30 protein-coding genes and 2 pseudogenes are annotated in these 24766 nt (G+C 70.8%); 17 read left to right on the top strand and 15 right to left on the bottom strand.

What is annotated here, in order from left to right:
• Window positions 1-306 (top strand): annotated as a pseudogene (locus ACFUUZ_RS11750) (carbohydrate kinase); the annotation flags it as partial.
• Here ACFUUZ_RS11750 and ACFUUZ_RS11745 read toward each other — a convergent pair.
• From ACFUUZ_RS11745 to ACFUUZ_RS11730, 4 genes are read right to left on the bottom strand one after another with little or no spacing between them, the layout of a single operon-like run.
• Window positions 275-1228 (bottom strand): nucleotidyl transferase AbiEii/AbiGii toxin family protein, encoded by a 954-nt coding sequence (locus ACFUUZ_RS11745; protein WP_378695136.1) that lies wholly within the window; start codon window positions 1226-1228, stop codon window positions 275-277. The pseudogene ACFUUZ_RS11750 and the gene ACFUUZ_RS11745 sit on opposite strands and share 32 nt — an antisense overlap.
• 26 nt (window positions 1229-1254) lie before the next feature.
• Window positions 1255-1947 carry a type IV toxin-antitoxin system AbiEi family antitoxin domain-containing protein gene (locus ACFUUZ_RS11740; RefSeq protein WP_378695134.1) on the bottom strand — a complete coding sequence of 231 codons (693 nt, stop codon included), beginning with the start codon at window positions 1945-1947 and terminating at the stop codon, window positions 1255-1257.
• A 31-nt stretch (window positions 1948-1978) separates the two neighbouring features.
• On the bottom strand, window positions 1979-2497 hold the full coding sequence (locus ACFUUZ_RS11735; RefSeq protein WP_378695132.1) for a DUF4254 domain-containing protein: 519 nt from the start codon (window positions 2495-2497) through the stop codon (window positions 1979-1981).
• Window positions 2498-2505: 8 nt separating this feature from the next.
• Window positions 2506-2796, bottom strand: coding sequence for a hypothetical protein (locus ACFUUZ_RS11730; protein ID WP_378695130.1), 291 nt, complete (start codon window positions 2794-2796; stop codon window positions 2506-2508).
• Between the two features lie 163 nt (window positions 2797-2959).
• Here ACFUUZ_RS11730 and ACFUUZ_RS11725 point away from each other — a divergent pair, with 163 nt between their 5' ends.
• Together ACFUUZ_RS11725 and ACFUUZ_RS11720 are read left to right on the top strand one after the other, a co-directional pair.
• On the top strand, window positions 2960-3844 hold the full coding sequence (locus ACFUUZ_RS11725; protein ID WP_378695128.1) for a helix-turn-helix domain-containing protein: 885 nt from the start codon (window positions 2960-2962) through the stop codon (window positions 3842-3844).
• On the top strand, window positions 3841-4023 hold the full coding sequence (locus tag ACFUUZ_RS11720; RefSeq protein WP_378695126.1) for a DUF397 domain-containing protein: 183 nt from the start codon (window positions 3841-3843) through the stop codon (window positions 4021-4023). Before ACFUUZ_RS11725 ends, ACFUUZ_RS11720 begins: the two co-directional genes overlap by 4 nt.
• Here ACFUUZ_RS11720 and ACFUUZ_RS11715 read toward each other — a convergent pair.
• Window positions 3989-4543, bottom strand: a complete 555-nt coding sequence (locus ACFUUZ_RS11715) for a DUF4254 domain-containing protein (protein ID WP_378695124.1) — start codon at window positions 4541-4543, stop codon at window positions 3989-3991. The two genes, ACFUUZ_RS11720 and ACFUUZ_RS11715, sit on opposite strands and share 35 nt — an antisense overlap.
• Before the next feature lie 51 nt (window positions 4544-4594).
• Between ACFUUZ_RS11715 and ACFUUZ_RS11710 the strand changes: the two genes are divergently transcribed.
• Both ACFUUZ_RS11710 and ACFUUZ_RS11705 read left to right on the top strand, forming a co-directional pair.
• Window positions 4595-5383 carry a GntR family transcriptional regulator gene (locus tag ACFUUZ_RS11710; protein WP_378695122.1) on the top strand — a complete coding sequence of 263 codons (789 nt, stop codon included), beginning with the start codon at window positions 4595-4597 and terminating at the stop codon, window positions 5381-5383.
• A complete protein-coding gene (locus ACFUUZ_RS11705) occupies window positions 5380-5889 on the top strand; it encodes a GNAT family N-acetyltransferase (protein ID WP_378695120.1) in 510 nt (169 codons plus the stop codon). Before ACFUUZ_RS11710 ends, ACFUUZ_RS11705 begins: the two co-directional genes overlap by 4 nt.
• Before the next feature lie 87 nt (window positions 5890-5976).
• Here the strand turns inward: ACFUUZ_RS11705 and ACFUUZ_RS11700 are convergent, their stop codons facing one another.
• The 4 genes from ACFUUZ_RS11700 to ACFUUZ_RS11685 form a co-directional block, all read right to left on the bottom strand.
• Entirely contained in the window at window positions 5977-6354 is a 378-nt protein-coding gene (locus ACFUUZ_RS11700) for a DUF3349 domain-containing protein (RefSeq protein ID WP_378695118.1), read from the bottom strand.
• 11 nt (window positions 6355-6365) lie between these two features.
• Window positions 6366-6611 carry a hypothetical protein gene (locus tag ACFUUZ_RS11695; protein ID WP_378695116.1) on the bottom strand — a complete coding sequence of 82 codons (246 nt, stop codon included), beginning with the start codon at window positions 6609-6611 and terminating at the stop codon, window positions 6366-6368.
• Window positions 6608-7774 (bottom strand): anion permease, encoded by a 1167-nt coding sequence (locus ACFUUZ_RS11690; RefSeq protein WP_378695114.1) that lies wholly within the window; start codon window positions 7772-7774, stop codon window positions 6608-6610. Before ACFUUZ_RS11690 ends, ACFUUZ_RS11695 begins: the two co-directional genes overlap by 4 nt.
• Window positions 7775-7842: 68 nt before the next feature.
• Window positions 7843-9423, bottom strand: a complete 1581-nt coding sequence (locus ACFUUZ_RS11685) for an ATP-dependent DNA ligase (protein ID WP_378695112.1) — start codon at window positions 9421-9423, stop codon at window positions 7843-7845.
• Window positions 9424-9528: 105 nt separating this feature from the next.
• On the opposite strand from ACFUUZ_RS11685, the gene ramB reads away from it, so the two are divergent.
• Window positions 9529-10935 (top strand): acetate metabolism transcriptional regulator RamB, encoded by a 1407-nt coding sequence (ramB, locus tag ACFUUZ_RS11680; protein WP_378695110.1) that lies wholly within the window; start codon window positions 9529-9531, stop codon window positions 10933-10935.
• Window positions 10936-10938: 3 nt separating this feature from the next.
• Here the strand turns inward: ramB and ACFUUZ_RS11675 are convergent, their stop codons facing one another.
• Window positions 10939-12765 (bottom strand): acyl-CoA dehydrogenase, encoded by a 1827-nt coding sequence (locus tag ACFUUZ_RS11675; RefSeq protein ID WP_378695108.1) that lies wholly within the window; start codon window positions 12763-12765, stop codon window positions 10939-10941.
• A 271-nt stretch (window positions 12766-13036) separates the two neighbouring features.
• On the opposite strand from ACFUUZ_RS11675, the gene urtA reads away from it, so the two are divergent.
• From urtA to ACFUUZ_RS11645, 6 genes and pseudogenes are all read left to right on the top strand, one after another.
• Window positions 13037-14299, top strand: coding sequence for an urea ABC transporter substrate-binding protein (gene urtA, locus ACFUUZ_RS11670; RefSeq protein WP_378695107.1), 1263 nt, complete (start codon window positions 13037-13039; stop codon window positions 14297-14299).
• A 69-nt stretch (window positions 14300-14368) separates the two neighbouring features.
• On the top strand, window positions 14369-15253 hold the full coding sequence (urtB, locus tag ACFUUZ_RS11665; RefSeq protein ID WP_378695104.1) for an urea ABC transporter permease subunit UrtB: 885 nt from the start codon (window positions 14369-14371) through the stop codon (window positions 15251-15253).
• Window positions 15250-16377, top strand: a complete 1128-nt coding sequence (gene urtC / locus ACFUUZ_RS11660; RefSeq protein ID WP_378695103.1) for an urea ABC transporter permease subunit UrtC — start codon at window positions 15250-15252, stop codon at window positions 16375-16377. The genes urtB and urtC overlap by 4 nt, the downstream gene beginning before the upstream one ends.
• Window positions 16374-17214 (top strand): annotated as a pseudogene (gene urtD / locus ACFUUZ_RS11655) (urea ABC transporter ATP-binding protein UrtD). Before urtC ends, urtD begins: the two are co-directional and overlap by 4 nt.
• A complete protein-coding gene (gene urtE, locus ACFUUZ_RS11650) occupies window positions 17198-17890 on the top strand; it encodes an urea ABC transporter ATP-binding subunit UrtE (RefSeq protein ID WP_378695101.1) in 693 nt (230 codons plus the stop codon). The pseudogene urtD and the gene urtE overlap by 17 nt, the downstream one beginning before the upstream one ends.
• Window positions 17891-17898: 8 nt before the next feature.
• A complete protein-coding gene (locus tag ACFUUZ_RS11645) occupies window positions 17899-18729 on the top strand; it encodes a GntR family transcriptional regulator (protein ID WP_378695099.1) in 831 nt (276 codons plus the stop codon).
• A 3-nt stretch (window positions 18730-18732) separates the two neighbouring features.
• On the opposite strand, the gene ACFUUZ_RS11640 is transcribed toward ACFUUZ_RS11645, so the two are convergent.
• Genes ACFUUZ_RS11640 through ACFUUZ_RS11630 form a run of 3 tightly spaced genes read right to left on the bottom strand, consistent with a single transcriptional unit; the run spans window position 18733 to window position 20972 of the window.
• On the bottom strand, window positions 18733-19626 hold the full coding sequence (locus tag ACFUUZ_RS11640; RefSeq protein ID WP_378695097.1) for an NERD domain-containing protein: 894 nt from the start codon (window positions 19624-19626) through the stop codon (window positions 18733-18735).
• Between the two features lie 20 nt (window positions 19627-19646).
• Window positions 19647-20198: a carboxymuconolactone decarboxylase family protein gene (locus tag ACFUUZ_RS11635; RefSeq protein WP_378695095.1), complete on the bottom strand. Its 552-nt coding sequence runs from the start codon at window positions 20196-20198 to the stop codon at window positions 19647-19649.
• Between the two features lie 21 nt (window positions 20199-20219).
• Window positions 20220-20972 carry a TetR/AcrR family transcriptional regulator gene (locus ACFUUZ_RS11630; protein WP_378695086.1) on the bottom strand — a complete coding sequence of 251 codons (753 nt, stop codon included), beginning with the start codon at window positions 20970-20972 and terminating at the stop codon, window positions 20220-20222.
• 57 nt (window positions 20973-21029) lie between these two features.
• Here ACFUUZ_RS11630 and ACFUUZ_RS11625 point away from each other — a divergent pair, with 57 nt between their 5' ends.
• Complete coding sequence (locus ACFUUZ_RS11625) at window positions 21030-21434, top strand: VOC family protein (RefSeq protein ID WP_378695083.1); 405 nt, start codon at window positions 21030-21032, stop codon at window positions 21432-21434.
• On the opposite strand, the gene ACFUUZ_RS11620 is transcribed toward ACFUUZ_RS11625, so the two are convergent.
• Window positions 21361-22284: an NmrA family NAD(P)-binding protein gene (locus tag ACFUUZ_RS11620; protein WP_378695081.1), complete on the bottom strand. Its 924-nt coding sequence runs from the start codon at window positions 22282-22284 to the stop codon at window positions 21361-21363. The genes ACFUUZ_RS11625 and ACFUUZ_RS11620 overlap by 74 nt on opposite strands.
• 79 nt (window positions 22285-22363) lie before the next feature.
• Here ACFUUZ_RS11620 and ACFUUZ_RS11615 point away from each other — a divergent pair, with 79 nt between their 5' ends.
• From ACFUUZ_RS11615 to ACFUUZ_RS11600, 4 genes are read left to right on the top strand one after another with little or no spacing between them, the layout of a single operon-like run.
• Window positions 22364-22735, top strand: a complete 372-nt coding sequence (locus ACFUUZ_RS11615) for a winged helix-turn-helix transcriptional regulator (protein ID WP_378695079.1) — start codon at window positions 22364-22366, stop codon at window positions 22733-22735.
• 28 nt (window positions 22736-22763) lie between these two features.
• Window positions 22764-23183: a PPOX class F420-dependent oxidoreductase gene (locus ACFUUZ_RS11610; protein ID WP_378695078.1), complete on the top strand. Its 420-nt coding sequence runs from the start codon at window positions 22764-22766 to the stop codon at window positions 23181-23183.
• A gap of 40 nt (window positions 23184-23223) precedes the next feature.
• Window positions 23224-23691 (top strand): hypothetical protein, encoded by a 468-nt coding sequence (locus ACFUUZ_RS11605; protein WP_378695076.1) that lies wholly within the window; start codon window positions 23224-23226, stop codon window positions 23689-23691.
• On the top strand, window positions 23684-24046 hold the full coding sequence (locus tag ACFUUZ_RS11600; RefSeq protein ID WP_378695074.1) for a hypothetical protein: 363 nt from the start codon (window positions 23684-23686) through the stop codon (window positions 24044-24046). Before ACFUUZ_RS11605 ends, ACFUUZ_RS11600 begins: the two co-directional genes overlap by 8 nt.
• A gap of 3 nt (window positions 24047-24049) precedes the next feature.
• On the opposite strand, the gene ACFUUZ_RS11595 is transcribed toward ACFUUZ_RS11600, so the two are convergent.
• Complete coding sequence (locus ACFUUZ_RS11595; RefSeq protein ID WP_378695073.1) at window positions 24050-24700, bottom strand: polysaccharide deacetylase family protein; 651 nt, start codon at window positions 24698-24700, stop codon at window positions 24050-24052.
• Window positions 24701-24766 lie beyond the last annotated feature (66 nt).

Raw genomic sequence — 24766 nt, 5'->3', positions numbered from 1 at the left:
GCCGTCGTCGCCGTCCGCGGCCCCGCCGACCTGGTTGCCCGCACCCCCGACGGATGCTGGTGGGCCCGACTCCCCGACCCTCCCGCGGGCAACCCGACCGGTGCCGGCGACGCCGCCACCGCCGCCGTCATCGCCGCCCTCTCGCACACCCCTCCCCCCACCTGGCCCACCCTGCTCGCCGACGCCGTCGCCACGTCCGCCGCCGCGGTCGTGGTTCCGGCGGCCGGGGAGATCGATCGGGGGTTGCGGGAGCGGGTGCTCGCCGAGGTCGTCGTCACCGCGGCGGAGCCGTCGCCGCTGCCGTGAGCGCCGGGTCGGCGGGCTCCCACGCACCGCGCTCCGGATTCCAGGTGCCCGTGGTCACCGAGCCGTCGAGCAGCGGATTCAGGCACCGGCCCAGGTGCTCCAGAGCGGCGGTGAGGGTGTGCAGCTCGGGCGGGAGCATCGTGCGCCGGGCAAGGTTGCGGTAGCCCTGCTCCCACGCCGGTGCGGGCGGACGCACGGCGTCGGGCAGGTCGAGGTCTGGCCTGCGAGCGGGTTGCTGGGCCAGGACGGCCCGAGTGGTCGCGGCGTCGAAGGGAAAGCGGCGGATGAGCAGGACGAGGTCGACGAGGTCTCGCCAGCGCGTCGACGGCTCGCGGCGGATGCCGTGGTACTCGTACATGGCGGCCAATTTGTCGGCAATCTGGTCGGCGAGCGGATAGCAGGCGAAGGGCGGCGGTGCGACGACATCGGGAATCTCGATCACCGGCACCGGTTCAATGCGATCGATCACCCCGACCGGGACCGTTCCGGCGGTGAGGTCGATCGGAAAGTGCTGCAGCGGGGCCGCACCCAGGTACGGAGTCGCCCGCAGTTTCCACACTTCGGAGCTGCCCTCTCGTGCTCTGCGCTGACCGACCTCGAGCCGGAAGGTGATCCGGTCCAGCGAACTCGCGACGGAGACCACGGCACGTAGTTCCTCGAAGGCCAGCGCCAGGTCGACGCGCGGATGGAGTAGGTCGACATCCTCGCTGCTGCGTGCTCCCGGCAGCCGGACCAGCAGTCCCGCGCCGCCTTTCAAGATCCACGGCGCGGACGGATCGGCGAAGACTCGGGCCAGCATGCGCTGCATGAAGAACTCTCGGCGCAACTCCGCCGGAGTGCGGGTGACCGCACGGGCACGCGCTTGAATTCGATGGTTCAGGGCTGCGCGGAAACCGTTGTCGGACAGATATTTCCGGGTCACCGCGCATGGTCGCTTTCGTTCGATCGCTAGGGGGGATCAGGCATCTCGAGCAGGTCGCTGGCACCGGCGGGGACTCCGGCGACGCGGATGAAGGAATCGACGAGCAGGCGCCCCGCGCCCAGGGGAGCGCCGTAATGATGCGCGAAGGGGCGCAGGTGTTCTTCCAGCTCGGCGCGGGTGGTGTCGCCGCCGAGGATGGCGTCGCGCACGATCAGGGCCAGGTGCCCGCCGTCGACGCGCGCTTCGGCCAGATCGACGACCGTGCGCAGCGGCCGGGTGACCGGCAGCCCGTTCGCCAGCCGCCAGTCCTCCGGGCGCAGCTCGGCCACGTGCAACCCGACCTCGCGGCTCCTGGTCCCGCGCCTGCGCGGCACGGTGAACTCGGACAAGTCGGCGTCGAGGTCACCGAGTTCCTGCAGGCGGGCGGCGGATCGGTGGGAAACCACCCCGAGCGGTACCTCGTCCGCGATCCGGTCCCCCGCGGTCCGGGCGGGCTCGAATGCCAGCCATTCGGCGCGTAGCGGGTCGTCCGGCGATGCCGGGCTGCCCGCGATCCGGTACACGCCGTGCCGCAGCCGCTCGAGCAACCCGCCGTCGGCGAGCCGCTTCAACTGCTGGACGGACACCCCGACACCGCCCGCTTGCGCGGCGGTGAGCAGCCCCCACTGTGTGGCGGCGAGGTCCGCCAGGGCGAGAATCCATCCACGATCGATTCGCATGCACCAATAGTAAGAGTGCCGACATCGAAAATTACGCGCTAAGTGTAATTATTGATGCATTCCGGTGGCTTCCCACCACGAAAAACCGTCGGTTGTGGCGGCGGAGACCGGGACGAAAGGCGTGCTCGAAGTCGGTCGTGGCGAGGTCCGGGAGGCGGCGGGCGCCTGCGGCGAGGTCGATGGCGAGGTCTTCGTAGCCGAGGGAGAGTTCGGCGAGACGTTCCCACGCCTCGTGCACCTGCCTCTTCGGGGCCAAGAGGAGGGCGGCGTGGGCGAAGGCGGAGTGCCGGGCCAGGCGGTCGAGAACGGATCCGAGGGTTTCGGTGTGCATGTGCGCACCGCCGCGCGGGGTGGGGAACTGGGTGGCGACCCAGTGGTCGATGGTGTGCATGAGCCGCGCTCGACCGATGGCGATGTCGTCGACCGCCGGGTCGGCGCGGAGGTCCCGCTCGTGCAGCCCGGCCAGCAGGTGGATGCAGCGCAGGAGGGGGTGGTCCTCGCGCGGTTCGGCTCGGCAGGCGTGCAGCAGCAGTTCCTTGGTTGGCAGCACGGGACGGTTCACCTCGCCGCCCCCTGCAGCGAACGGGCGGCCGATGACCAGCCGAAGCGGCGCCCGGGTTCGCCGAGCCGCCCCTTCTCCCATGGCGATTCGTTGATGGCGAGCGTGACCGCCTCCAGCGTCGTGAGCCCGAGCACGGAGGTGAGTCCGTGCAGCGTCGCGAGTTCCTCGACGGCGCGCATGGCGGCCGTCGCCTGTTCGGTGGTGAGCGTGCGGCCGCGCAGGTAAGAGACGACCCAGCCGTCCTCGGCCACGCGCCTGGCCTGATGTCTGCTCCGGTCGGTCACCATCCAGTGACCATCGATGACAACTACGGACATATCCCCTGACCCCTCTGTTCCCCCGGTCGCCGACGGTGGCGAGACCGTGTGACAGCGACCACGCTACTGTCGTAAACTATACAAGTCAACCTACGATAAGAAGTCCCTCGGCAGGCGGCAGTAGGATCCCGCCATGCCCTTGTCACCCGCGGTCGCGCGTTGGGAGCTGGCACGGCGCTTGCGGCAGCGGCGCCTCGAGCTCGGTATCGGCGCCGCGGCAATCACCAGGCAGCTCGACGTTTCGGCCGCTTACTGGTCGCACATCGAGAACGAGCGGAATCTGGTGCCCGAGGACAAACTCGAACAGCTTCTCGACATCCTGGAGATCGACGAGAGCGAACAGCACGAACTACTGGCCCTGCGCGACGCCGCCCGACTGCGCGGCTGGTGGGCCGCGCACCCAGGGCTCTTCGACGAGGAGCTGACCCGGTACTACGGCATGGAGTGGGGCGCGCACACCATCCGCAGCTACGAGAGCGTCATGATGCCCGGGCTGCTCCAGGGCGAGGAATTCATTCGCGCGCTGATGAATTCGCGCAGCGCGACCGTGGCGCCGGTCGAGGCGGAGGAGCGGGTGCGAGCACGGCTCACCCGGCAGGGCAGGCTCACCGACCCGGACGACCCGCTGCACCTCAGCGTGGTGCTCGGCGAAGCGGTGCTGCACCAGCAGCTCGGCGGGCCCGAGGTGCTCGGCAGGCAGCTGCGACACCTGGTCGCGGTGGCGGAGCGGTACCCGGAGACGGTCGACATCCGTGTGATCCCCTTCGCCGACGCGGGTTTCGTGCCCGCGGGCTCCACCTTCCACCTGCTCGACTTCGACCGACCCCGGCTGCCCACGCTCGCCTGGTACGAGTCGGCGGTCTTCGGCGAGACCGTCGTGGACGACCCGGCGCGCAACCAGACCCGGGTCCGCGACCTCACCTACCTCTTCGAGCGCATGCACCGCGAGGCGCTCGGCCGCGCCGAATCGCTGGCCCTGATCCGGGACCGGGCCGCAGCGCTGGAGGGTGCGCGGTGAGCGAGTGGTTCGTCTCCTCGTACTCGAGTGACCGGCAGACCTGTGTCGAGGTACGGTTCCGGGCCGGGCGGGTGGATGTGCGCGACAGCAAATCGCCGTCCGGGCAGCCGATCCTGAGCTGGTCGGCAAGCGAATGGGCGGCATTCACCGCAGCCATTCGGGCAGGCGAGCTTCGCTGACCGGATCAGCGGCGTTGGGTAGTCGCACCGCTCGGCGGTCGAAGGCCGCGACGAGGTCGGTGTAGCCGTCTGCCAGCTCGGCCAGCCGATGCCAGGCCGCGTGTACCCGAGGTGCCGCGAGATCGTCGGCGGTCATGAGCAGGCGGTAGGCATGGACCTGTGTGAAGGCGATGCGGTCGATGACGGCACCGAAGGACTCGACAGCGGGACGGGCGTCCGGGCGGGGCGCGGGCAGGTGGTGTATCGCCCAACTGTCGACGGAAGCCACGAGCCGGTCCCGGCGGCAGCAGAATTCGAGCTCTTGATACAGCGAACCGAATTCGATCGCGAGCCGGGCCACCGGGTGCGCAGCCACGTGGTGCCCTCTGATCGAAGCGCACAGTTCGTCCACCGAGGGCAGGAGCTGGAACGGCCGCTCACCGCCGATTGATCGCGGCACCTGACCACCATGCTCGGCCCCATCGAAAACTCCTGGATGCACGCTGCCCCCTCCATCAACTGGCTTGAGCCAGTAGAGCATCACGTCTCCCCGCTCGTCAACAGGTGGCTTGAGCCAGTATCCTCGGATCGTATGAGCGACGTCGACCCTGCGGCGCGAGCGGTACCCGCGAGCAGGCGCCTCGCGGAAGAACTGCGCCGCGCCATCGCCACCGGCGAACTCGGCCCCGGTGCGCGACTCCCGTCCGAGCGGGCACTCGCGGAAACTCACGGGGTGGCACGCAATACCGCCCGAGAAGCAGTGCGGCTCCTTTCCGACGAAGGCCTGGTTACGGCGGTACATGGCAAGGGTGTCTTCGTGCGGGAGCCACAACGGCTCCTTCGATTCGGGAGCAGCCGGTACTCCAATCGGTTACGGGAGCGGACCGGGCTTTCGCCGTACCGCGCAGAAGTCGCGCAGCAGGGCAGAACGGCGCGCGTCGACTGCACCTCGATCACCAGGGTGGCGCCGCCGCCGCACGTAGCGAATCGGCTGGAACTCGATCCGGAGACCGAGACCGTTGTCCGCCGCGAGAACTGGTACTACGCCGATGACGAGCCCGTGCAGATCGGCGTGACCTTCATCCCGTGGGCAATTGCGGAGGGCTCGGTCCTGGCGAGTTCGGCGCAGCTGGGCACGGGAAGTCTGTACGCGCGCTTCGAGGAACGCGGCCACCGGATCACCCGGGTCAGGGAGGAGGTGTCGGCCCGGATGCCGACACCGGACGAGGTGCGCGGGCTGTCGATCCCGGACGGAGTTCCGGTTCTCGAGGTGCTGCACACCGGAATCGACGAGGCCGACCTGCCGTTCGAGGTGACGCTCTTCGTGATGCGCGCCGATCTCAACGGCCTCGACTACAGCATGCCCGTGGAGGATCGATGACCGTCACCGTGCGCCCGCGGGCAGGGTCCGATCTCGACGCCTGCGCCCGGCTGCTCACCGAGGTACATCGAACCGACGGATATCCGGTGGAAGGCGTCGCCGACCCGATCGCCTGGCTGACCCCGGCCACCGCCACCGGGGCTTGGGTCGGTGCATTCGACCGAGTCGTGGTCGGGCACGCCTTGGTCTGCACAGCCACCGATTCCGATGACGCCGCGCGGCTCTGGATAGAGCGGACTGCGGAACCGCTCACGCGGGTGCTGGTCTTCGGCCGCCTCTTCGTCGGCGCGGAGGGCCGGAAGCGCGGTGTCGGCGAGCGGCTCGTGCGTACGGCGATGACCTACGCGGCCGAGCGGAATCGACGGCTCGTCCTCGATGTCATGGACAAGGACGCGGCCGCCATCCGGCTGTACGAGCGGCTCGGCTGGCAGCACATCGGCGCCGTGACGCATCATTTCGGCGCGGGTCGGGAAACCGGTGCACAGTGTTACGCGGCTCCCAGCTGATTCACAGGGCAATGCCCGGTTTCTCGGAGTAACGCCGAGCATGATGAACATGTCGTCCTCGGACGGCGGAAACACCGCCGGAGCGGATCAACTGCCCTGATCGTCCGGCGCGACGGCCGGTGGCGCCGCCCCCTCGCAGGCGGCACCGGCCGCTTTCCGCTCCGGGGCGAAGGGCGGGGGTGCCTCGCCCGCGGCGGCGAGACGGGCGGCGACGCGCGCGATGTCGTCCGGGCCCGCCTTCTCCTTGGCCAGGTCGGCGATGGCGGCGGCGATGGCGGTGGCGGTGATGTCGGTGCGGCCGCGGCTGCGCGCCAGTTCCTCGGTGACCAGGGCGATCTCGGTTTCGGTGAGGTCGCGGTGCAGGACGGCGAAGAGCGCGACGTGGTCCGACTGCGGGACACCCTGCGGGTATCCGGCGCGCAGCCAGTCGACGATGCGGTGCAGCAATCCGGCGCGGTCGCTCATGAAAGGACTCCTCAGGCGCCGAAGAGGTGCACGCCGAGCTTCGCCGCCAGGAACGCCTTCGCGATCCACAGCACCCCGCAGAGCACGGCGACCAGGACGACGCCGAAGCAGGCGTAACCGCCCGCCCGCGCCGGGCCGCTCGCGCTCGCGTGGAGCCGCACCCCGAAGGCGAAGACGACCGGCAGCCCGGCGCCGAAGGCGATGCCGACGAGCACCACCTCGAGCAGCGCGTTCAGGTTGGTGAGGACGGTGTTCACGCGGACTCCCGGTCGGCGGCGGGCAGCCGGTCGCCCGGCCACTCGTTGACATTGGCGTCGGTGACCGGCGCACGCCGGGAACGCAGGTACATGAGCGTGGCGAGCGCGATCAGCACGGTGCAGACCACCAGCACGCCGGGCAGCCCGCCGACGAAGTGCGCCACCGCCCAGCACGCCGCGCCGACCAGCCCGGCCATCGGCAGGGTGAGCAGCCAGGCCACCACCATGTGCCCCATGACCCGCCAGCGCACCTCGGCGCCCTTGCCGAGCCCGGTGCCGAGGATCGAGCCGGTGGCGGTCTGGGTGGTGGAGAGCGGCAGCCCGAAGTGCGCGGAGGTGAGGATGATGGCGGCGGCGGAGCTCTCCGCGGCGAACCCCTGGGGCGAGTCGATCTCGACCAACCCCCTGCCCAGGGTGCGGATGATTCGCCAGCCGCCCAGGTAGGTGCCGACCGCAATGGCGACGGCACACGCGGCCATCACCCATAGCGGCATCTCATCGTTAGCTGAGAGTGTGCCGTGGGCGACCAGTGCGAGGAAGATCACGCCCATGGTCTTCTGCGCGTCATTGGTGCCGTGCGCCAGCGAGACCAGCGAGGCGGAGCCGATCTGGCCCCAGCGGAAGCCGGTCCGCACCGAGTCCGGGTCGGCGCCGCGGGTGATCCGGTAGACGGCGCGGGTGCCGAGCGCGGCGACCAGCGCGGCGACCACGGGGGCGAGCAGCGCGGGCACGACGATCTTGGCGAGCACCCCATCGGTGCCCGCCTGCCAGATCACGCCGCTCCAACCCAGCGCGGCGAGGGTTGCGCCGATCAGCCCGCCGAAGAGTGCGTGTGACGAGCTCGACGGCAGGCCGAATAGCCAGGTCAGCAGGTTCCACAGGATGCCGCCGACGAGTCCGGCGAAGACGATTATGAGCAGCTCCTGCCCGCCGACGGCGTTCAACCGGACGATGCCCTTGGCAACCGTCGCGGCCACCGCGACGGAGAGGAACGCGCCGATCAGATTCAGCACGGCGGAGAGCGCCACCGCCACCTTGGGCCGCAGCGCCCCGGTCGCGATGGAGGTCGCCATCGCGTTGGCGGTGTCGTGGAACCCGTTGGTGAAGTCGAAGGCGAGCGCCGTGATCACAACGATCACGAGAACGAGGAGTTCTGCCGACACCTCCTCAGTGTGGCGTGTTCACCTCTCATTCACCAACAGTTTGCCCTTCGTCGCGGATGGGTAACGGGTCACAGCAGCAGCGCCCGGACGGCATCGATGGTGTCGGCCTCGGCGGGCGTCTTGTCCGGCCGGTACCTGACCACCCTGGCGAAGCGCAGCGCTACCCCGCCGGGGTAGCGGGTGCTGGACTGCACCCCGTCCAGCGCGATCTCCACGACCAGCGCCGGGCGGAGCAGCACGGTGTGCTCGTCCCTGGCGCGCTCGTGCCGCGGGAACTCCGCGGTCTGCCACTGCAGCAGCGCGTCGGTGAGGCCCTTGAAGGTCTTGCCGACCATCACCGGGTCGCCGCCGTCGGGGTCGCGCGCGCCGAGGTGCAGGTTGGACAGGTACCCAGTGCGCCTGCCGTACCCCCACTCGGCGCCGAGCACCACCAGGTCGAGGGTGTGCGTCGGTTTGATCTTCTGCCAGGCGCGGCCGCGCCTGCCCGCGGCGTACGGCGCGGTCAGCGATTTGACCATGACGCCCTCGTGCCCGGCGGCGAGCGCGCCGTCGAAGTACTCGGCGGCGGTCTCGGCGTCGGGGCGCAGCAGCGCGGGGATGCAGTGCTCGGCGGCGACCTGCTCCAGCGCCTGCCTGCGCTCGGCGAGCGGGGCGTCGAGCAGGTCGCGGCCGTCCAGGTGCAGGCAGTCGAAGAAGTACGGGTGCAGCAGGAGTTCGCGGGTGGAGGCGACCGGGCGGACGGCGGGGTCGTCGCTGCCCGCGGGGACCGGCCTGGCGGCGCCGTCCACCGGTTCCAGGATGGCGAAGCGGCTCATGGTCTCCTGGAACGGGCGCGGGCGGCCCGCGTCGGTGAGCGCGAGGGTCTCGCCGTCGAGCACCACCGCGGTGCACGGCAGCTCGCGGACCAGGCGAACCAGCTCGGGCACGCCCGCGGTGATGTCGCGCAGGGTGCGGGTGTAGACGCGGACGTCGTCGCCGTCGCGGTGCACCTGGATGCGGGCGCCGTCGAGCTTGTGCTCCATGCTGACCTCGCCGTCGAACTCGCCGAGCGCCTCCTCCAGGCTGGCGCCGGGGGCGGCGAGCATGGGCTGCACCGGGCGCCCGACCTCCAGCCGGAACTCGGCCAGCGCGGCGGCGCCGCCGCGGCGCGCGGTGACGGCGGTGAGCGGGAGTTCGCCGCAGAGCATGTGCGCGCGGCGGACCGCGGCGACCGGGATGCCCTCGGCCTTGGCGACCGCCTCGGCGACCAGCGCGGTGAGCGCGCCCTGGCGGAGTTCGCCGGTGAGCAGCCGGATCAGGAACTCGCGCTCGGCGGCGGTCGCGCTGCCGAACAACGTGGTGAGCAGGTCTTTGCGCCGGGCTGCCGAGCCGGTGCCGGAGATGCCGCCCAGTTCGGTGAAGACCGCATCGACCTCGGCCACCGTGAGCCGGGGTTCCGCGGCCGTGGCCACGTCCAGCCCGGAGAGCGTGCGCCACCCGGTCCCGATCCGGCCCTGGCGCAACTCGCCGGAGAGCCAGGCGGTCACCGCCGCGAGTTCGGCATCGTCGCCCGCGGCGCGCAACACCTCGGCGAGCGCCTCGGTCTTCGTTTTCCGTGATCGGGTGGCCCGTACGCTCTCCGAGACCCGCACGACATCGGCGAACAGCACGTCTGGAATCTAGCCGCAGCCACCGACAGCAAACCCGCACCGCTGTGACCAGCATTGCTAATTCCGCCATGGTTCGGCTGCTAATCAGCTCATACACTCGATCGCATGGCCAAGACTTACGTCGGCGCGCGGCTCCGCCAGCTGCGCACCGAACGGGGGCTGAGCCAGGTCTCGCTCGCGCAGAAGCTGGAGATCTCGGCGAGCTACCTCAACCAGATCGAGCACGATGTACGCCCGCTGACCGTACCGGTGCTGCTCAAGATCAGCGAACTCTTCGGCGTCGACGCCACCTTCTTCTCCTCGCAGGACGACACCAGGCTGATCGCCGAGCTGCAGGAGGTCGTGCTCGACCAGGAGCTGGGCATCGAGGCCGACACCAAGGAGATCGCGGACATCGTCTCGGCGCACCCGAGCATGGCCCGCGCCCTGGTCGCCATGCACAACCGGTACCGCAACACCTCCGCCCAGCTGGCCGCGGCCACCGAGGACCGGTTCGCCGACGGGTCGGGCAGCGGGGCCATCAGCAAGCCGCACGAGGAGGTCCGCGACTACTTCTACCAGCGGCAGAACTACATCCACGAGCTGGACACCGCCGCCGAGGAGCTGACCACCCGGGTCCGCTTCCACGGCGGCGACGTGAATACCGAGGTCGCCAAGATGCTGCGCGGCCACGGCGTCCGGATCGCCGAGCGGATCGACCTGGGCGAGGGCGTGCTGCACCGCTACGACCCGGAGCAGAAGCTGCTGGAGATCGCGCCGCACCTCTCCGGTGGGCAGCGCAGCTTCAAGCTCGCCGCCGAGCTGGCCTACTTCGAGTGCGGCGGGCTGCTGCAGAAGCTGGTCGACGAGGGCAACTTCGCCTCCGACGACGCGCGCAGGCTGGCCCTGCTCGGGCTGGCGAACTACTACGCCGCCGCCATCGTGCTGCCGTACACGCACTTCCTCGAGGTCGCCGAGGACTTCCGGTACGACATCGAGCGGCTCTCCGCCTTCTTCACGCAGAGCTACGAGACGGTCTGTCACCGGCTCTCCACGCTGCAGCGGCCGGAGCTGCGCGGGGTTCCGTTCTCCTTCGTCCGGGTGGACCGGGCGGGCAATATGTCGAAGCGGCAGTCCGCGACCGGCTTCCACTTCTCCTCCAGCGGCGGCACCTGCCCGCTCTGGAACGTCTACGAGACCTTCGCCTACCCGGGCAAGATCATGACCCAGATCGCGCAGATGCCGGACGGCCGCAAGTACCTGTGGGTGGCGCGCACGGTGGAGCGCAGGGCGACGCGCTACGGCCAGCCCAGCAAGACCTTCGCCATCGGCCTCGGCTGCGAGCTGCGGCACGCGGCCCGGGTGGTCTACGCCGACGGCATCGACCTGCCCGAGGTGCAGCCAACCCCGATCGGGGCGGGCTGCCGGGTCTGCGAGCGGGCCAACTGCCCGCAACGCGCCTTCCCACCGCTCGGCAAGAAGCTGGACATCAGCGAGCACCGCAGCTCGGTCTCGCCGTACGTCCTGCAGTAGCCGTCAGAAGGCGGCTTCGTCCAGCTCCATGATGTCGGTGTCCAGCTCGGCGATGACCGTGCGGACGGCGGTCAGCTGAGGCAGCACATTGCGCGCGAAGAACTGGGCCGCGGCGACCTTGCCGGTGTAGAAGTCGCGGTCCGCGGCGGCGGGCTCGGTGGCCAGCGCGGCGGCCGCGGTCTCCGCCTGGACCAGCAGCCGCCAGGCGATGAGCAGGTCGCCGACGGCGAGCAGGAAGCGCACCGAGCCGAGCCCGATCTTGTACAGCTCGGCGGAGTCCTGCTGGGCGGCGCCGAGGTAGCCGGTGAGGATGCCCGCCATGGCCTGCACGTCGGCGAGCGCCGTCGCGAGCAGCGCGCGCTCGCGGCTCAGCCGCCCGGTCTCCACCTCCAGGAACGCCTGGATCTGCCCCGCGACGTGGCCGAGCGCGACCCCGCGGTCCCGGATGATCTTGCGGAAGAAGAAGTCCTGCGCCTGGATCGCCGTGGTCCCCTCGTACAGGGAATCGATCTTGGCGTCCCGGATGTACTGCTCGATCGGGTAGTCCTGCAGGTACCCGGAGCCGCCGAGGGTCTGCAGCGATTCGGTCAGGTACTCGTAGGCGCGCTCCGAGCCGACGCCCTTGACGATCGGCAGCAGCAGGTCGTTCACCCTGGCGGCGGTGTCGGCGTCGGCGCCGGAGACCAGCTGCGCGACGTCGTCGTTTTGGTGCGCGGCCGTGTACAGGTAGACCGCGCGCAGCCCCTCGGCGTACGCCTTCTGCATGGCCAGGCTGCGCCGGACGTCGGGGTGGTGGGTGATGGTGACCCGCGGTGCGGACTTGTCCGCCATCTTGGTCAGGTCGGCGCCCTGCACCCGCTGCTTGGCGTAGTCGAGCGCGTTCAGGTAGCCGGTGGAGAGCGTGCCGGTCGACTTGACCCCGACCATCATGCGCGCGTTCTCGATCACTTGGAACATCTGCGCGATGCCATCGTGCACCTCGCCGACCAGCCAGCCGACCGCGGGCACGGCGCCGCCGAAGGTGAGCTCGCAGGTGGGCGAGGACTTGAGCCCCATCTTGTGCTCGACGCCGGTGACGAAGACGCCGTTGCGCTCGCCGAGCTCCAGCGTCTCCGGGTCGAAGTGGAACTTGGGGACGTAGAAGAGCGACAGCCCCTTGGTGCCCGGCCGCGCGCCCTCGGGCCGGGCCAGGACCAGGTGGAAGATGTTCTCGGTGAGGTCGCCGAGATCGGCGCCGGAGATGAAGCGCTTGACGCCCTCGATGTGCCAGGTGCCGTCGGGCTGCTGCACCGCCTTGGTGCGGCCGGAGCCGACGTCGGAGCCGGCGTCCGGCTCGGTGAGCACCATGGTGCCCTGCCAGCCGCGGGCGAAGCCCTCGCGCGCCCAGTGCTGCTGCCGCTCGGTGCCGACGGTGTAGAGCACCTTGGCCATGACCGCGCCCATGGTGAAGAAGGCGGCCGAGGAGTTGGCGCAGGTGATCATCTCGTTCACCGCCCAGGCGAGCACGGCGGGCGCCGGGGTGCCGCCCATGCCCTCGGGCAGCGCGAGCGCGCCCCAGCCCGCGTCGTAGACCGCGCGCACCGAGCGGGCGAGCGGCTCCGGCACCGCCACCTCGCCGGTGGCGGGGTCGAAGCTGACCGGGTCGCGGTCGGCGGCGGCGAAGGACTCCGCCACCGGGCCCTCGGCCAGCCTGCGCACCTCGTCCAGGATCGCCCGCGCGGTCTCCGAGTCGAGGTCGCCGTAGGCGCCGGTGTCGAGCAGTTTGTCCAGTTCGAACACCTCGAACAGGTTGAACTCGATGTCCCGCAGATTCGCTCTGTAGTGGCCCACCGCTCCTCCTGACCCGACCGCGATTGATATTTTCCGCAGCCTGCCGCAGGCCGTTCGGGCTACGCAACCGTAGGCGTGCGGCCCCACCTCACCGCAGGCCGAAACCCGGCCTCGGCAAGGTTTCACACGGGTGAAACATCGGCAACGAATTCGTCACCGACAGATATTCCTCGGCAACAACAGCGGCCTACCTTTTATCGCGGATACGGCCTCTGTATACATCCTGACGTGGGCGTATTCCGTTTGTTCGATGAGGAGAAGGGTTCGCCCCATGTCAGATTCCCGCTCGCGAAAATTGCTGCGCGTAGTCGCCGTCCCGACGGCCATCGCGCTCGCCGGGCTCCTGGTCACCGCCTGCGGCGCCAAGGACGACGCAACGGGAGGCGGCTCGGACGCCGCGTCCTGCGTCGACACCTCGCAGCCCACCATCAAGGTCGGCTCGCTGCACTCGCTCTCCGGCACCATGGCGATCTCCGAGGTCACCGTGGCGAACTCGACCAAGCTGGCGGTGGACCAGATCAACGCGGCGGGCGGCGTGCTCGGCAAGCAGATCCAGCTCGTCCTGGAGGACGGCGCGTCGGACCCGAAGACCTTCGCGGAGAAGGCCGAGAAGCTGATCAGCTCGGACTGCGTGGCCGCGGTCTTCGGCGGCTGGACCTCGTCGAGCCGCAAGGCCATGAAGCCCAAGTTCGAGAGCCTGAACTCGCTGCTCTACTACCCCGTGCAGTACGAGGGGCTGGAGGACAGCAAGAACATCTTCTACACCGGCGCCACCACCAACCAGCAGATCGTGCCCGCGCTGGACTACCTGAAGCAGAAGGGCGTGAAGTCGCTCTACCTGGTCGGCTCGGACTACGTCTTCCCGCAGACCGCGAACCGCGAGATCAAGGCGTACGCGGCGGCGAACGGCATCGAGATCAAGGGTGAGGACTACACCCCGCTCGGCTCCACCGACTTCTCCACCATCGTCAACAAGGTGCGCACCGCCGACGCGGACGCCGTCTTCAACACCCTGAACGGCGACTCCAACGTCGCCTTCTTCCGCGAGTACACCAATGCCGGGCTGAAGGCCGCCGACATGCCGGTGGTCTCGGTGTCGATCGCCGAGGAGGAGGTCGCGGGCATCGGCGCGCAGAACATCGCGGGCCAGCTGACCGCCTGGAACTACTACCAGACCGTCGACTCCCCGGAGAACAAGAAGTTCGTGGCCGACTACAAGGCCGCCTTCGGCGCGGACAAGCCCACCTCGGACCCGATGGAGGCGGCCTACGCCTCGGTCTACCTGTGGAAGAACACCGTGGAGAAGGCGAACTCGTTCGCGGTCGCCGACGTCCAGGGCGCGGCCGACGGCGTCAGCTTCGCGGCGCCCGAGGGGCTGGTGACCATCGACGGCAACACCCACCACATCACCAAGACCGCCAGGATCGGCGAGATCCGCCCCGACGGCCTGATCTACACGGTCTGGGATTCGGGCAGCCCGATCAAGCCGGACCCGTACCTCGAGTCGTACCCCTGGGCCGACGGCCTGCGGTAACTCCCCGACACCGGTGCGGGGCGGCGCTGCCGCCCCGCACCGGCTCGATCCCGAAGGGGGTACTCCTCGATGGACGTCATGATCGGCCAGCTCTTCACCGGGCTGAGCCTCGGATCGATTCTCCTGCTCGCCGCGCTCGGGCTCTCGCTGACCTTCGGTCAGATGGGCGTCATCAACATGGCGCACGGCGAATTCATCATGGCAGGCTGCTACACCACCTACGTCGTGCAGACGGTGGTCTCCTCGGCCGGTGTCTCGCTGCTCATCTCGCTGGTGATCGGCTTCCTGGTCGGCGGGGCGCTCGGCGCCGCGCTGGAGATGGGGCTCATCCGCTGGATGTACGACCGCCCGCTGGACACCCTGCTGGTGACCTTCGGCGTCGGGCTCGTGCTGCAGCAGCTGGCCCGCGACATCTTCGGCGCCCCGGCCAAGAACGTGCTGGTGCCGGAGTTCCTGAGCGGCGGCGTCACGATCCTCGGCGCGGTGGTGCCGAAGACCCGCATCTTCATCCTGGTGCTGGCGATCCTCGCGGTGACGGCGCTGGCCGTCGCGCTGAAGACCACCCCGCTCGGCAGGCGGATCCGGGCCGTTGTGCAGAACCGCAGCCTCGCCGAGACCAGCGGCGTCTCCAGCCGGTTCACCGACGTCAGCACCTTCTTCATCGGGTCGGGGCTGGCCGGTGTGGCGGGCGTCGCGCTCACCCTGATCGGCTCCACCAGCCCGACCATCGGGCAGAGCTACCTGATCGACGCCTTCCTCGTGGTGGTGATCGGCGGGCTCGGGCAGATCAAGGGGACGGTGATCGCCGCCTTCGCGCTCGGGCTGCTCAACTCCTTCATCGAGTACTCCACCACGGCCTCGATCGCCAAGGTGATCGTCTTCGTGATCATCGTGATCTTCCTGCAGGTCCGGCCGCAGGGGCTCTTCACCGTCCGGACAAGGAGTCTGGCATGACCACGCTCATCCAACGGTGGCGCGCGAACTCCTCGGCCACCGCGCTCGCGGGCTTCGCGGTGGCCGCGGTGCTGCTCTTCGCGGTGGCGCCCGCGGTGCTCAGCGACTTCCGGCTGAACCTGCTCGCCAAGTTCCTCTGCTTCGCCATCGTGGCGGCCGGGATCGGGCTGGCCTGGGGGCGGGGCGGCATGCTCACCCTCGGCCAGGGCGTGTTCTTCGGGCTCGGCGCCTACATCATGGCCATGCACCTGCAGCTGGCCGACGCCGCGCGGCTCGGCAACGACGTGCCCGAGTTCATGGACATCGCCGGGATCAGGGAGCTGCCCGCGTTCTGGGTGCCGTTCGCCTCGGCCCCGGTGGCGCTGCTCGCGATACTGATCGTGCCCGCGCTGGTCGCGGCGGTGCTCGGCTACGGCGTGTTCAAGCGCCGGGTGAAGGGCGCGTACTTCGCGATCCTGAGCCAGGCGCTCGCCGCCGCGCTGGCGATCCTGCTCACCGGGCAGCAGGCGCTCGGCGGCTTCACCGGGCTCTCCGACTTCCGCGCCTTCTTCGGGTTCAAGCTCTCCGACCCGGCCAACCGGCAGATGCTCTTCTTCATCGCCGCCGGCACGCTGCTCGTGGTGGTGGCGATCGTGCGGCAGCTCATGCGGAGCCGCTACGGCGAGCTGCTGGTCGCGGTGCGCGACCAGGAGGAGCGGGTGCGCTTCCTCGGCTACGACCCGGCCAATATCAAGATCGTGGCGTACGTGGTCGCGGCGTTCTTCGCCGGGATCGCGGGGGCGCTGTTCACGCCGATCGTCGGGATCATCTCGCCCGCGGACATCGGCGTCGTCCCCTCCATCGCCTTCCTGATCGGGGTCGCGATCGGCGGCCGCACCACGCTGCTCGGGCCGGTGCTCGGCGCGATCGGCGTCGCCTGGGCGCAGACCTCGCTCTCCGAGCAGTTCCCGTCCGGCTGGACCTACCTGCAGGGCGTGCTGTTCATCGTGGTGGTCGGCTTCATCCCGGCCGGGCTGGCGGGGATCTGGCCGATGCTCAAGGGCCGCGTCGACTTCGGGCGCTTCCGGCGCAAACCGGAGCCGGAGCCCGCGGCCCCCGAACGAGAGAAGGTGGCGGCGCCATGAGTGCACCGGCCAAGGCGGGGATGTCCGCCGAGTACCTGGAGGTGCGCGGCCTCTCGGTGAGCTTCGACGGCTTCAAGGCCGTCACCGAGGTCGACCTCACCGTGCTGCAGGGCGACCTGCGCTTCCTGATCGGGCCGAACGGCGCGGGCAAGACCACCCTGATCGACGCCATCACCGGCCTGGTCCCCGCCACCGGGTCGGTGCAGAAGACCGGGGTCGAGCTGCTCGGCAAGAAGGTGCACCAGATCGCGCGCGCCGGGATCGGGCGGACCTTTCCAGACCGCGAGCGTCTTCGAGCAGCTCACCGTCCTGCAGAACCTGGACATCGCGGCGGGCGCGGGCCGCTCGGCGCTGACGCTGCTGCGCACCCGCAAGGGGGTGCTGCCCGCCATCGAGGAGGCGCTGGAGACCACCGGCCTCGCCGCGCTGCGGGACAAGCCGGCGGGCGTGCTCGCGCACGGGCAGAAGCAGTGGCTGGAGATCGGCATGCTGCTGGTGCAGAACGCCTCCGTGCTGCTGCTGGACGAGCCGGTCGCGGGCATGAGCGCCGAGGAGCGCGAGGAGACCGGGAACCTGCTGCGCCGGATCGGCAGCGAGCGGGTGGTCGTCGTGGTCGAGCACGACATGGACTTCATGCGCTCGTTCGCCACCTCGGTGACGGTGCTCGCGGGCGGCAAGCTGCTCAGCGAGGGCAGCGTCGAGCAGGTGCAGGCCGACCCGAAGGTGCAGGAGGTGTACCTCGGCACGGCGGCCGAGATCGACAGCACCGGCGCCGATCTCAGCGATGTCACCACTATCGCCGTGGAAGAGGAGACCGACGATGCTCGAGCTCGATGACGTGCGCTCCGGCTACGGCCGCACCGAGGTGATCCACGGCGCCACGCTGACCGTGCCGGACGACAGCGTGGTCGCGGTGATGGGGCACAACGGCGCGGGCAAGACCACCCTGCTGCGCACCGCGGTCGGGCTGATCGGGGTGAAGTCGGGGCGGATCGCCTTCGACGGCGAGACCATCACCAAGCTCGCCCCTTCCAAGCGGGTGCGCCGCGGCATCGCCTACGTGCCGCAGGGGCAGCAGAGCTTCGGCCAGCTCAGCACCATGGAGAACCTGCAGGTGGTGGCGGACGGGCGCAAGCGCGGCAAGGCACTGATCGACGAGGCGCTCGACCTCTTCCCCGCGCTGCGCGAGCTGCTGCCGCGCAAGGCCGGGCTGCTCTCCGGCGGCCAGCGCCAGCAGCTGGCCATCGCGCGGGCGCTGATCACCGAGCCCAAGCTGCTCATCCTGGACGAGCCGACCGAGGGCATCCAGCCCTCCGTCGTCGCCGAGATCGAGCGCACCATCATCGATCTCACCCGGCGCGGCGGGCTGAGCGTGCTGTTGGTGGAGCAGCACATCGGCTTCGCGCTGCAGGCGGCGCAGCACTACTACGTGCTGCAGTCCGGGCGGATCGCCTCCAGCGGGGAGGGTGGGGCGGGCGCGGAGACCGCGGTGCGCTCCGCCATGGCGATCTGAGCCCTGCGATGGCGCGGATTCCGCTGCGCGAACAGGTCTACGACGCGCTGCGCCGTGATCTCGCGGGCGGGGCGCTGCCCGCCACCGAGCGGCTGCGCGAGGAGCGGCTGGCCGCCGGGTACGGCGTCTCCCGCACCCCCGTGCGGGAGGCGCTGGCCCGGCTGCTCGCCGACGGGTTGGTGCAGCGGCAGGCCGACGGGTTGTACCCGTTCCGGCCCCGGCTGGACGAGCTGGACAACCTCTACGAGCTGCGCTTGGTGCTCGAGGCGCGCGGGTTGCAGCGGGCGCTGCCTGCGTCCGCCGCAGCCGGTCTCGCTACGGGGCACGCGGCCTCGGCCGGGGCTGCCACCGGGCACGGGGCCGGTATCGCGGCGGGAGCCGGAGCCGCCTCCGGACCATGGACGGCCGCCGCCGGTGAGCGGCGGGGCGATGGCGCGCGGACCCTGCCGGTGCACGATCTCGAACCGGTGCGAGCGGAGCTCGCGGTGTGGCTGGCGCTGCGGGACGACCCGCCCGAGCCGGGCCCGGCGCTGGTCGCCGCGGACGAGCGGTTCCACTCGACCCTGCTGCGCGCCGCGGGCAACCCGGCGCTGGCCGACGCGCTGCACGCGGTCTACGAGCGGGTGCGGCCGGTGCGCACCATGGATCTCCCCGGCCCCGAGCGGATCGCGGTGATGACCGCCGAGCACATCGCGGTTGCCGAGCACGTGCTCGCCGGCGAGCTGGACGCCGCGCTGCGTGCGCTCGTCATCCACATCGATACCTCGCGGGCACACGTCCGGCTGCGTGCCGAGCAGGCGCTGGAGTTCACGAAACTGGCCCGCGCCGTTCGTGATTGAGGCTCAGCAGTCGGGCTGCAGCGGGAAGCAGGCGGGCGGCCTGGTACTGGAGGCGGGCGCCGGGGTGCTGGTCGCGCTGGGCGCGGCGGGCTCCCCGGTATCACCGTCGTCGCGGATCAGCGCGGTCGCGACCACGCCGAACACCACGAAGAGCCCGAGCAGCGCCACCAGCACGATCGCCCAGGTCGCGCCGCGGTGGTGCCGGTGCGGCTCGCGCGGGGTCGGCGCCACCCGCGGCACCACCGGCGGCGGGATCACCGAGGGCCGCTGCTGCTCCGGCGCCTGGTCGAACCCGGCGGCGAGCAGCTCGGCGCGCGGCGGCACCGCATCGCCCGCGCCGAGTTCCCGGCACGCCCCGAGGACGCCGTCGGCGGTCCAGGTCCGCGGCCCCTTGGCGAAGTTCTCCAGGTAGATGCGGAGTTCGGTGGCGTCGGCGGCATTGCCGACCACCACGTCCAGCCCCGGCCGCAGCGTGGTGCGGGCCGGGCGCACCACCACCCCGCGGAACGGGACGAGCACCGCCGCCCCGCAGACGTGGCCGGGGTCGCGCAGCCCGCGCTCCAGCGCCGTCCGCACCGCGTAGACGCCGTGCTCCACCCGGTCCGCGAGGTCGCCCGCGCCCTCCTCCTCCAGGTCGAGCGGGGAATCGCTGATCGCCCACGGCTTTCCGGGCGTCGCGGTGAGGATTCCGCTCTGCCTGCGCCGGAAGCCGAAGACCTCGAGCACGGTGAGCCCGGTCGGGGTGAAGAGCACCGCGCCGACCCGGCGCGTGCCGCCGCTCTCCGCGATCGGCACGTCGAGCAGCGCCAGCCCGGTACTCGGCATGGTGCCGAGGCATTCCGCGAATTCCCGTTCGGCGCCGGAGAGTTCCGCCCCGGGCCGTACCCGCACCAGCATGAGGTTGTCCCCCCGACGATCTAGTTCTTCAGTGCAGGCAAAGTATCCCGCCGAATGCGGAGGGTCGTGATGGTTGCGGCCAAACCGTCGTACTGATTGATCAGCAGGACGATCTCGATGAGCTCGCGCTCGTCGTAGTGCGCGGCCAGCGCCTGCCAGGTGGCGTCGTCCAGGTCGCGCTCGGTGACCTGCTGCTCCACCGCGGCGAGCAGCGCGCGCTGCCGCTCCGACCAGCCGTCGGCGCCCGACCCGGCGCGCAGCCGCTCCACGATCTCGGCGGTGACCCCGGCGCGGCGGCCCAGCCGCACGTGGTGGTCGTATTCGTAGTCGCACCCGCGCAATTGGGCCACCCGCAGGATCACCAGCTCGGCCTCGTGCCTGGAGAGCCGCCCGCCCGGCATGAGCTTGCCCGAGTAGTGCAGCCAGCCGCGGAACAGCCCGCGGGTGCGGCCGAGCGTGCTGAACAGCTGCGCGTCCCGCGTGCCCGCGGCACGGGAGAGCGCCTGCCAGACGAGCCAGTTGATCGGGCCGAGTTCGCTCAACCGTCCGGGGGCGATCCGCGGTGTGCTCATGAGTGCGGAGTTTAGTGCGGGTCAGCCCTCGATGAGATCGGCCAATCCCGCCAACACCAGGGTCAGCCCGAACTCGTAGGCGTGCACGGCGCTGTAGGCGGCGTCGTGCGCCTGGCCGGCGGCGGCGCCGACCCTGGTGCCGAGGGGGTAGCGCGCCGGGTCGACGACCCGCTCCAGGACCGGGCCGACCCGGGCCCACCACTGCGCGTCGTCCATGCCGGTCGCGGCGGCGTTGCGGGCCAGGTCGATGCCGATCCTGGCGGTGGCGGCGACGAAGCCGAGCAGGTGGGTGAGGGCGGCGTCCATGGTGACGTCGTCCAGGCCGAGGCCGTCGAAGGCGCCGAGTTCGTGCTCGTACTTGGCGAGCTGCCCGGGGCCGAGCGGGGGGCGGGTGGCGGGCAGGTCGGTGACCCAGGGGTGGCGGGCGAGCAGGGCGCGGTTGCCCGCGGCGACCGCGCGGACCCGGTCGCGCCAGGGCAGGCCGGTGAGGTCGGCGCGCTCCATCTCGGCGTAGACGGCGTCCAGCATGAGGTCGAGCAGCTCGGCCTTGCCTGGCACATAGGTGTAGGTGGCCATCGTGGTGAGGCCGAGGCGGTCGGCCACCGCGCGCATGGTCAGCGCGGTGAGCCCGTCGGCGTCGGCCAGCGCGATCGCGGCGGCCACCACCTCGTCCACGCTGCGGCGCTGCTTCGGGCCGCGGGCGCGCGGGCGCTCGCCCGGCTCGCGCCAGAGCAGCTCCAGCGTGCGGGCCGGATCGTTCTTCTCGCTTGCCATCCGCCGATCGTACATGTACAAAGTACAGAGTACTTAGTACGGAGTTTGGGAGGTCTCGTGAACATCACCGCTTCGTGCATTTCGCTCAATGTCCCCGACCCGCGCGCCTCGGCCGACTTCGCCATCAGGCACCTCGGCTTCACCGAGCACAACGCCGCTGCCGGGTTCATCGCGCTGAGCAGGGCGGACGCGGGCTTCGACCTCGTCTACCTGCAGACCGGGCTGAGCACCTTCAAGCCCGCAAGGATCGCGGGCAGCGCGGGCGAGGGGCTGCTGGTGGCGTTCGTGGTGGACGACATCGACGCCGAGTACGCCCGGCTGCGCGCGGAGGGTGCGCCGATCGAGACCCCGATCGAGACCGAGGAGTGGGGTGAGCGCTACTTCCAGCTCACCGACCCGAACGGCGTCGTGCTGCAGCTGGTGCAATGGGTCTCCGGCCCGGAGTCCGGGCCGGAGCACTGATCCACAGCGCCGCGCGGAAGACCGACTCGGCGGTGGCCGCCGGGCGGCCGATCAGCTGCACCAGGTCGCCGGAGGTCACGTCGAGCGCGCCGGATTCGATCCCGGCGTCGGAGTCGGCGAAGACCTCGGCCACCGAAGCCGGAAGCCCGGACTCGACCAGCGCCGCGGTGTAGCCTGCGCGGCCGAGGCTCTCGTATCGGACGGGGATGCCGAGCGCGGCGGCCATGGCGTCGGCCAGTTCGGCGTGCGTGAGCGGCCGGTCGCCGCCGAGCTCGTAGACCCGGCCGCCCTGGTCGTCGGCGGAGGTGAGCACGGCGGCGGCCGCCTCCGCGTAGTCGGCCCTGGCCGCGCCCGCGATCCGGCCGCCCGCCGCGGCGCCCGTGAACGCGCCGGTGGCCCTGGCCTGCTGCAGGCTGCCGAGGTAGTTCTCCCAGTACCAGCCGTTGCGCAGCAGGACGAGCGGGACCGCGCCCGCGCGCAGGACCTGCTCGGTGGCGCGGTGCTCGGCGGCCAGGACCAGCGGGGTGTGGTCGGCGTCCGGGATGCTGGTGTAGGCGAGCAGCTCGACGCCCGCCCGCTCGGCGGCGCGCAGCACGGCCGTGTGCTGGGCCACCCGCTGCCCGAACTCGGTGCCGGAGACCAGCAGCAGCCGGGTCACCCCGCGGAGCGCGGCGTCCAGGTCGTCGGGGTTGTCGTACGCCGCCCGGCGCACCTCGATACCGCGGTCGGCGAGGTCGGCGATCTTCTCCGGGGTGCGGGCGATGGCGATCGGGGCGACCCCTCTGCGCGCCAGCGCCTCGACGACGAGGCGGCCGAGGTGTCCGCTTGCTCCGGTGACGGCGACGGTCATGGGTCTCCTCCTGGATTTCGACTGGTCCAGAAGCACTAACTTTTCGTAAGCGCTAATCATTCCTGGGTACCCTCGGGGCATGGAGCACGATCCGCAGCTCGAGGCGGATGTCTTCGCCCGCGGCTGCACCTCGAGGCCGGTGCTGCAGAACGTCGCCGGGCGCTGGGGCATCCTCGCCCTAGTCGCGCTGCGCGCGGGTCCGCACCGGTTCGGCGCGCTGCGCCGCCGGGTGGACGGGGTCAGCGAGCGCATGCTCGCCCAGACCCTCCGGGCGCTCGAACGCGACGGCATGGTGCACCGCGAGGTGCTGGAGAGCATCCCGCCGCGCGTCGAGTACACCCTCACCGAGCTCGGCGCGGAACTCGCCGAGCAGCTGGAGACGCTGGTCCAGCTGGTCGAGCGGAACATGCCGCGGGTGCGCGCGGCCCAAGCCGCCTACGACCGGGACTGACCGGCGCCCCGCCGCGGTTGTTCCTGCCATGGAACTCGACCGCGCCCTCGAATTCGCCCGCTCCACCACCCGATCGGTGCTCACCACGCTGCGCCGCGACGGCCGCCCGCAGCTCTCCAACGTGCTGCACGTGACCGGTGACGACGGGCTGATCCGCATCTCCATCACCGCCGACCGCGCCAAGTACCCCAACCTGCGCAGGCAGCCGTGGGCCGCCCTGCACGTCACCGACGCCGCGTTCGGCTCCTACGCCGTCCTCGAAGCCGACGTCGAACTGACCGCCGTCGCCGCCGCCCCCGACGACCCGGCCGTCGACGCCCTCGTCGCCTACTACCGGGCCGGCTCCGGTGAGCACCCGGACTGGGACGACTACCGCCGGGTCATGGTCGCCGACCGCCGCGTCCTCGTCACCCTCACCCCGACCAGGGCGTACGGGCTGCTGCGTTGACGTTCACTGAACTAATTCAGTAAACGGCTACACTGGGCGCATGGCTACGCGCACGTTCCCGTTCTCCACGCTCATCAACAAGCAGACGAGTGTGTTCCCGGCACTGGCCGATGCCGACGTGGTGCTGGAGCGGCGGGACGCGGAGAACCTGGTGCTCATGCGCTCCGAGCGGTTCCAGGCGATGCTGGTCGGGCTGAGCATGGCGGCGCGTTCGCTGGCGATCGTGGCGCGAGCGAACCGGACCCTGGCGGAGGAGACGTTCGCCGAGGAGCTGCCCTGGCTGGTCTGGCTCCCGGCGGAGGCACGCGCCGAATGCGTCCGCGAGCTGCTCGACCACCTCTTGGCCGGTGCCGACACCGGCCTGCTGCTTCCGTTCGCGCGGGCGCTGCGCGAGTGGCAAGCGACGGCGGAGATCCACTCCGACCCGGAGCTCGCGCAGCGCCTACGCGGCCCCTTCGACACGAGCGAGTCCACCCCCGTGACCCGCCCGGGTGCGGACGGTGCCTGACAAGCTGCGGCGCGGAGACGAGGCGCCCCGGCCGACGGGGTGGACGGTCCGGCTGGTCGATCGGCAGGCTGCGCACGGGTGGACGTGCCTGCTGAATCAGGCCGCTGAGAGCTTGGACCGGGCGTGGGTCGCCATCACCGGCGACCCACGTTCCCGCACCGACCCGAGTCGGCAACATCCGCTGAAGTTCGACCTCCGCGAGGTTCAGGTCGACGGGGTGCTGCTGGAGCAGTGGCAGTACGAGGTCACCGGCGGCGGCCGGATCTGGTACGCCATCGACGACGCGCGCCGGACGCTGTGGATCACGCAGGCGGGCACCGGCCACCCGAAAGCGACGGACAAGCGGCGCCGCTGACAGCTACCCGCCCAGCTCCGACACCCGCACGAACCGATACCCCTGCCCCCGCAACTCCCCGACGATCCGCGGAATCGCGGCCAACGCCTCCCCCGACCCGTACATGACGTGCAGCAGCACGATCGACCCCGGCCGCACCTCCCGAACCGCCTCCGCCGCGATATCGGCGGCCGCCGCCGCCTTCGGCTCCACATCCCACATGACTGTGGTCCGGTCGTGCTCGGCCAGGTACCGCGGCAGCGCCAGGAACTTCTTGCCGTACGGCGGCCGGAAGGTGATCTCCCCGGTGTACCCGGTGGCGCGGATGGCGGCGTCGGTGCGCTCGACCTCGTCGCGCACGGTCCCCGGCGTCACGAAGACCATGCGGCGGTGGCTGTAGGTGTGGTTCCCGACCTCGTGCCCGGCGGCGACGATGGCGCGGCCGAGCTCGGGGCGGGCGTCGAGGTCGCGGCCGTTGAGGTAGAAGGTGGCGGGGACACCGAGGTCGGCGAGAACGCGGAGTACCTCGGGGGCGCGCTCGCTGGGTCCGTCGTCCAGGGTCAGCGCGACGACCTTCTCGGTGGTCTCGACCCGGTCGACCAGCTCCCCGCCGAGCTGGAACGAGCGTGCGTTGATCAGCCGGTAGAAGCCGAAGCCGAGCAGCAGGACACACACAAGGACACCCGCGATCCACCGCACCCGCCCATCCAAACAGCGACGCCCCGGCCGCGAAAGCCGGGG

The sequence above is a fragment of the Nocardia sp. NPDC057353 genome, from assembly GCF_042667085.1.
In the GTDB taxonomy this organism is placed as follows: Bacteria; Actinomycetota; Actinomycetes; order Mycobacteriales; family Mycobacteriaceae; genus Nocardia.
The sequence above is the reverse complement of the archived record's forward strand: the minus strand, read 5'-3'. Positions and strand labels throughout refer to the sequence as shown.